The sequence below is a fragment of the Burkholderia sp. KCJ3K979 genome (assembly GCF_016759955.1).
Classification (GTDB): Bacteria; Pseudomonadota; Gammaproteobacteria; order Burkholderiales; family Burkholderiaceae; genus Burkholderia; species Burkholderia orbicola.
In genome coordinates this window covers 1-2,017 of sequence record NZ_JACFYV010000400.1, presented here as the reverse complement: position 1 = coordinate 2,017, position 2,017 = coordinate 1, and the positions used below count along the sequence as shown (strand labels likewise).

3 protein-coding genes are annotated in these 2,017 nt (G+C 74.1%); all 3 read left to right on the top strand.

Features of this window, described 5'->3' with window-relative positions; translation table 11 throughout:
• On the top strand, window positions 1-345 hold a 345-nt coding region (gene mdcG / locus H3O04_RS35145; protein ID WP_202589496.1), incomplete at its 5' end, for a malonate decarboxylase holo-[acyl-carrier-protein] synthase.
• Complete coding sequence (gene mdcB / locus H3O04_RS35140) at window positions 342-1,208, top strand: triphosphoribosyl-dephospho-CoA synthase MdcB (RefSeq protein ID WP_077177971.1); 867 nt, start codon at window positions 342-344, stop codon at window positions 1,206-1,208. The genes mdcG and mdcB, both read left to right, overlap by 4 nt.
• On the top strand, window positions 1,205-2,017 hold an 813-nt coding region (locus H3O04_RS35135), incomplete at its 3' end, for an acyltransferase domain-containing protein (RefSeq protein ID WP_202589495.1). The genes mdcB and H3O04_RS35135, both read left to right, overlap by 4 nt.

The window sequence follows — 2,017 nt, the reverse complement described above, 5'->3', positions numbered from 1 at the left end:
CCATTGCGCGAACTCGATGCACTCGGCGCGCGCTGCGGCGTGCAGGGCCGCGTGTTCGGCAGCCTCGCGTGGCAGGCGCTGACGGGCGAGCCCTACCTGAGCGCATCGTCCGATCTCGACCTCGTGTTGCCGCTACCGGACCCCGTGTCGCTTGCGCCGTTGCTCGACGGTCTCGCGGCGATCGACGCGCGCGCGCCGATGCGCATCGACGGCGAGCTGCTGCGCGACGACGGTGCGGGTGTCAACTGGCGCGAACTGCACGCGCGCTTGCCCGAAGTCGCGGTGAAGACCGCGATTGCGGTCGAATTGATGCGCGCCGACGCCTTCGTCGGAGGCCCGCGATGAATGCACGGGCTGCCTGCCGCGTAGCGGCGCCGTCCGATGCCGAACGCATCGCGGCGCTGGCCGAGCGCAGCCTCGTGCTCGAGATCGACACCTATCCGAAGCCGGGCCTCGTCAGTCACGTCGACACCGGCAGTCATACGGACATGGATGCCGCGACGTTCGCGCGCAGCGCCGCCGTGCTGCGGCCATACTTCGCGGAACTCGCCGATGCGGGTGCCCGCGACGCGGACATGGCCGTGCTGCGCAAGATCGGCCTGCGTGCCGAGCACGCGATGCTCGCCGCGACCGGCGGCGTCAATACGCATCGCGGCGCGATCTTCGGGCTCGGGCTGCTGTGCGCGGCCGCCGGCCGGCGCGTGCTGCCGGGCGCGGTGCCGGACGGCATGACGCTCGGCGCGTTCGTATCACGCCGCTGGGGCGTCGAGATCCTCGGCGGCCCGCGTTTGCCGGACAGCCACGGCGAGTGCGCGAGCCGCCGCTACGGTGTGGGCGGTGCGCGTCGCGAGGCGGCCGACGGCTTTCCGACCGTGTACGCGGTCGGCTTGCCCGCGCTGCGCCGCGCCCAGCGCGACTTGCCGGACGATCCGGAAGCCGCGCGGGTCGCCGCGTGCTTCGCGCTGATCGCCGCGCTCGACGACACGAATCTGCTGCACCGGGGCGGGCAGGCCGGCCTCGATTTCGCCCGCGCGACCGCCCGTGCCTTCGTCGCGCGCGGCGGCGTGCGGGCGCCCGACTGGCGGCTGCGCGGGGCGGCCGCGCATCGTGCGTTCGTGGCGCGCCGGCTGAGTCCGGGCGGGGCGGCCGACCTGCTCGCGATGAGCGTGTTCGTCGATGCGCTCGAAGCCGAAGGGCACGCGCGATGACGCTCGCCATCCTGTGCTCGGGGCAAGGCGCGCAGCGCGCCGACATGTTCGACCTGACCGGGTCGGCGCCGCAGGCCGACGCATTGTTCGCGCATGCGGGCCGGCTGCTCGGCGACGATCCGCGCGCCTGGGTCCGGCAGGCCGGGCCCGATGCGCTGCGGGAAAACCGGGCCGCGCAGATCCTCTGCACGGTCCAGGCGCTCGCGGCGGCCGCGCTGCTCGATGCGGTGTGGCCGCGCCGGCGCTGCGTCGCCGGCTACAGCGTCGGCGAGGTCGGCTCGTGGAGCGTCGCGGGGATGATCGATCCGCACGACGCGCTCGACCTGGCCGATGCGCGTGCACGCGCGATGGATGCCGCAAGCGGTGGCGACGAGCGGATGGTGTTCGTGCGCGGCCTGACGCGTTCGCAACTGGCGCAGCTGTGCGACGGTCGCGACGCGGCCATCGCGATCGCGAACCCGGGCGATGCGTTCGTGGTCGCGGGGCGGCACGCCGATGTCGATGCGGTGGCCGACGACGCGACGCATGCCGGCGCGCTGCGCGTCGCGCCCGTCTGCGTGCGGATCGCGTCGCATACGCGCCGGCTCGCGGCGGCCGTGCCGGCCTTCCGCGCGACGCTGGCCGCGACGCGCGTGCGCCGGCCGCTGCCGGGTACGCGGCTGTTCTCGGGGATCGACGGCGCGTCGGTGCTCGATGTCGACACGGGCCTCGACAAGCTCGCGCGGCAGATCGCGGAGCCGGTCGAGTGGGCGAGTTGTCTTGCCGCGTGTGTGGAGGCGGGCGCCACCGCGTTTCTCGAACTCGGTCCC

Excerpts from the sequence above, each read along its gene's own strand:
- mdcB (WP_077177971.1), top strand. The coding sequence starts at position 342 with ATGAATGCACGGGCTGCCTGCCGCGTAGCGGCGCCGTCCGATGCCGAA.